General features: G+C 65.7%; 5 protein-coding genes. 1 reads left to right on the top strand and 4 read right to left on the bottom strand.

Going from position 1 to position 3,664, the window contains the following annotated elements:
- Nucleotides 1-79: 79 nt before the first annotated feature.
- Complete coding sequence (locus D7X55_RS37330; RefSeq protein ID WP_121725519.1) at nt 80-1,702, top strand: ABC-F family ATP-binding cassette domain-containing protein; 1,623 nt, start codon at nt 80-82, stop codon at nt 1,700-1,702.
- Nucleotides 1,703-1,742: 40 nt separating this feature from the next.
- Here the strand turns inward: D7X55_RS37330 and D7X55_RS43070 are convergent, their stop codons facing one another.
- The 4 genes from D7X55_RS43070 to D7X55_RS37315 form a co-directional block, all read right to left on the bottom strand.
- Nucleotides 1,743-1,979, bottom strand: coding sequence for a hypothetical protein (locus D7X55_RS43070; protein WP_147468339.1), 237 nt, complete (start codon nt 1,977-1,979; stop codon nt 1,743-1,745).
- Between the two features lie 4 nt (nt 1,980-1,983).
- Nucleotides 1,984-2,508 (bottom strand): hypothetical protein, encoded by a 525-nt coding sequence (locus tag D7X55_RS37325; RefSeq protein WP_121725518.1) that lies wholly within the window; start codon nt 2,506-2,508, stop codon nt 1,984-1,986.
- Between the two features lie 158 nt (nt 2,509-2,666).
- Complete coding sequence (locus tag D7X55_RS37320) at nt 2,667-2,852, bottom strand: hypothetical protein (protein WP_147468338.1); 186 nt, start codon at nt 2,850-2,852, stop codon at nt 2,667-2,669.
- Between the two features lie 13 nt (nt 2,853-2,865).
- On the bottom strand, nt 2,866-3,664 hold a 799-nt coding region (locus D7X55_RS37315; protein WP_121725516.1), incomplete at its 5' end, for an aldehyde dehydrogenase family protein.

The following is a 3,664-nucleotide window of genomic DNA, read 5'->3' as shown; positions in this document are numbered from 1 at the left end:
GTTCGGAAGGGTCCCTCTGGCGGGCGGCTCGTGGCATAAGGGCGCGCCGCCTGATTCCCCGGGCCCTTTCGGTACGCACATGATCCGTCTCGACAACATCGGCAAGCAACACGGTCAGCAGATCCTCTTCATCGAGGCGTCGGCCGCGCTCCACAAGGGCGAAAAGGTGGGCCTGGTGGGCCCGAACGGCGCGGGCAAGACGACGCTGTTCCGGATGATGACCGGCCAGGAGTACCCGGACGAGGGGCAGGTCTCCATCGACCGTGGCGTCACCATTGGCTACTTCAGCCAGGACGTCGGTGAGATGGACGGCCGCAGCGCGGTGACCGAGGTCATGGACGGCGCGGGCCCGGTGAGCACAGTGGCGGCGGAGATGAAGCAGCTGGAAGCCGCCATGGGGGACCCGGACCAGGCGGACAACATGGAGAAGCTCGTCGAGCGCTACGGCGTCGCGCAGGGCCGCTTCGAGGAGCTGGGCGGCTATGCGCTGGAGGGCCGTGCGCGTGAAATCCTCGCGGGCCTGGGCTTCAGCGAAGAGATGATGGACGGCGACGTGGGCAAGCTGTCCGGCGGTTGGAAGATGCGCGTGGCCCTGGCCCGCATCCTCCTGATGCGCCCGGACGCCATGTTCCTGGACGAGCCCTCCAACCACCTGGACCTGGAGTCGCTCATCTGGCTGGAGGGCTTCCTCAAGGGGTACGAGGGCGCGCTCCTGATGACGTCGCACGATCGCGAGTTCATGAACCGCATCGTGACGAAGGTGGTGGAGATCGACGGCGGTTCGCTGACGACGTACTCGGGCAACTACGACTTCTACGAGGGCCAGCGCGCGCAGAACGAGGCGCAGCAGCAGGCGCAGTACGAGCGCCAGCAGGCGATGCTCGCGAAGGAGATCAAGTTCATCGAGCGGTTCAAGGCTCGCGCGTCGCACGCGGCGCAGGTGCAGAGCCGGGTGAAGAAGCTGGAGAAGATTGAGAAGGTGGAGCCGCCCAAGCGCCGCTCCACGGTGCTCTTCGAGTTCCAGCCGCCGCCGCGTTCGGGTGACGACGTGGTGAACCTGAAGAACGTGAGCAAGGGTTACGGCAAGCGGACCATCTACGACGGCCTGGACTTCCTGGTGCGCCGCGCGGAGCGCTGGTGCGTGATGGGCGTGAACGGCGCGGGCAAGTCCACGTTGCTGAAGCTGGTGACGGGGACGACGCAGCCGGACGAAGGTACGGTGGCGCTGGGTGGCAGCGTGAAGATGGGCTACTTCGCGCAGCACGCGATGGACCTGTTGGACGGGGAGAAGACGGTCTTCGAGCAGCTGTCGGACGCGTTCCCCCGGGCGGGGCAGGGCTCGTTGAGGGCGCTGGCGGGCTGCTTCGGGTTCAGCGGCGACGAGGTGGAGAAGAAGTGCCGGGTGCTGTCGGGAGGAGAGAAGGCGCGTCTGGTGATGGCGCAGATGCTCTACGACCCGCCGAACTTCCTGGTGCTGGACGAGCCCACGAACCACCTGGACATGGGCACGAAGGAGATGCTGATCACGGCGCTGTCGCGCTACGAGGGCACGATGCTGTTCGTGTCCCACGACCGGCACTTCCTGGGAGCGCTGTCCAACCGCGTGCTGGAGCTGACGCCGGACGGCATCCACAAGTACGGCGGCGGCTACACGGAGTACGTGGCACGCACGGGCCACGAAGCCCCGGGTCTGCGCAGCTGAAGAAGGACCGGATGCCCAGGGCGTGAAAACGCTCTGGGGCTCAGCCCTCGACTTGCGTCCAGTCGTCAGAGCCTACTGAAAACTCAAACTTCGCCTGACGCATGGCCTCCTCAAGGCTTGGGTGCCATGTGTCACCGAGGGGCTGTTCATTGGCGCCCAGGCGGAACAGGTAGCAGGCGCCGTCGGCGCTTGCGATTTCAAGTGACGCGACGGTCTCGCGCACTGATTTTGATGCGTGTGGCTTGACGATTGACCTCAGCTTCATGGCGTCGGTCATCAACTCAGTGAAAGCCGTTTGTGATGTCGATCATCTTGTGAGGAGAGAAGGACTGGGCTGCGGTCAGGATCATCCAGCCCGTTCCTCCGTCCGCGGGGCGGTGCTGCTTGCAGCAGATGCGAAGCGAGGAGTCACTGAGACGCCACGTTTCACACTGCTTTCCTTCAGCGCCCCCATCCTCCGTGGAAGGGGTGGAGGCGCCGAAGGCCGAAGTCATCTCATCGTGGATGGCCTTGAGCGCTGAGGCGCAGCGCGCTTCTCGGTGAAAGACCGAGAGCCCGATGTCCTCGAGTCGCTCGTCGGGAGAAAACCAGTAGGTTGCCTTCGCCGGGTATCCGCCCAGGGTGGCGCCCTGCACGAGCGCTTCCGCTTCGGCGCGCGTCATGCCACGGCGGAGTCGGGCAAACAGGGGGCGGGGCTGGGCTTCCGACGCGGCTGGGCTCGCCGAGCTCATCCAAAACCATGCACCTGACAGCAGGATGCAGTGCCACGCCCATAGGGCCTGCCTGGATTGAACCTGCTTCTGCATTCATTCTCCCGAAGACAGCTCCAGTCAATATCCTGTCGGCTTTCATCCGGGCAGGTCAACGGAGAGCAGGGATGAGGTGTTTGTCCTTATGAAGCGACTCAGCCTGCCCGCCAGTCGCATCAGGCGCTGGCGAACCAGATGCTGGAGTTGACGCTGTTCTACTCGTCTCGTTCGCGGGTGTTGATGTAGCGCATCCGCTCCTTGATGCTGAGTGCGAGCAGCACCCGTTCCCGGGGTGTCATCGCGGCCAGTCGTTCGAACTGAGCCCTCCGAGCCGCGTCCGCGCTCTTGCTGGGGCGCTGTCCGTAGAGGCCACGAGGCGGCGATGTGTCGTCGGAGCTCATCGTGCCTCCCATCCTATTCGAACAGCTTGCTCGCGAGCCGGGCCAGACGCTGAGCCTTGCCCCGGTAGGGCGGGAAGAACAGATTCGTGAAGGCCGTGCGGCCCTGCCGCACCACCGCGCGTTCGTGGCTGAAGGCCTTGAAGCCCGCTTCACCGTGATACGCGCCCAGGCCGCTCTGGCCCACTCCACCAAACGGCAGGTGCGGGTTCACGTTGTGCAACACCACGTTGTTCACCACCGTGCCGCCCGCGCTCGTCTCCTTCAGCAGGCGCTCCACCGTGGCCTCTTCGTGGCTGAAGACATACATGGCCAGCGGCTTGCCGCCCGCGCGCACCTGCGTCACCACTTCATCCAGTGACTCGAAGCGCAGCACCGGCAAGAGCGGCCCGAAAATCTCTTCGTCCATCACCGCCGACTCCGGCGTCACATCCGCCAGCACCGTCGGCGCGATGTAGCGCGTCTCCGCGTGCACGCCGCCTCCCGCCACCACCCGCGCTCCTCCCGCCACGGACTCATCCAGCAACCGGGACACGCGCTTGAACGCGCCGTCATCCACCATCCGGCAGAAGTCCGGCGTCGCCCGCCGCGCCTCCTCCGTCTTCCCGTAGAAGCGCTCCAGCGCGGACTTCATCCCCGCCAGCAGCGCCTCCTCCTTCGACGCGTGCACCCAGACGTGGTCCGGCGCGATGCACGTCTGCCCCGCGTTCAGGAACTTCCCCCACACAATCCGCTCCGCCGCCGCGTCCACGTCCGCTGACGCATCCACGATGACCGGCGACTTCCCGCCCAACTCCAGCGTCACCCCCGCCAGG

The sequence above is a fragment of the Corallococcus sp. AB049A genome (assembly GCF_003668885.1).
Classification (GTDB): Bacteria; Myxococcota; Myxococcia; order Myxococcales; family Myxococcaceae; genus Corallococcus; species Corallococcus interemptor.
This window is presented reverse-complemented; position numbering and strand designations above follow the sequence as displayed.

Excerpts from the sequence above, each read along its gene's own strand:
- D7X55_RS43070 (WP_147468339.1), bottom strand. The coding sequence starts at position 1,979 with ATGACCGACGCCATGAAGCTGAGGTCAATCGTCAAGCCACACGCATCA.
- D7X55_RS37330 (WP_121725519.1), top strand. The coding sequence starts at position 80 with ATGATCCGTCTCGACAACATCGGCAAGCAACACGGTCAGCAGATCCTC.
- D7X55_RS37325 (WP_121725518.1), bottom strand. The coding sequence starts at position 2,508 with ATGCAGAAGCAGGTTCAATCCAGGCAGGCCCTATGGGCGTGGCACTGC.
- D7X55_RS37320 (WP_147468338.1), bottom strand. The coding sequence starts at position 2,852 with ATGAGCTCCGACGACACATCGCCGCCTCGTGGCCTCTACGGACAGCGC.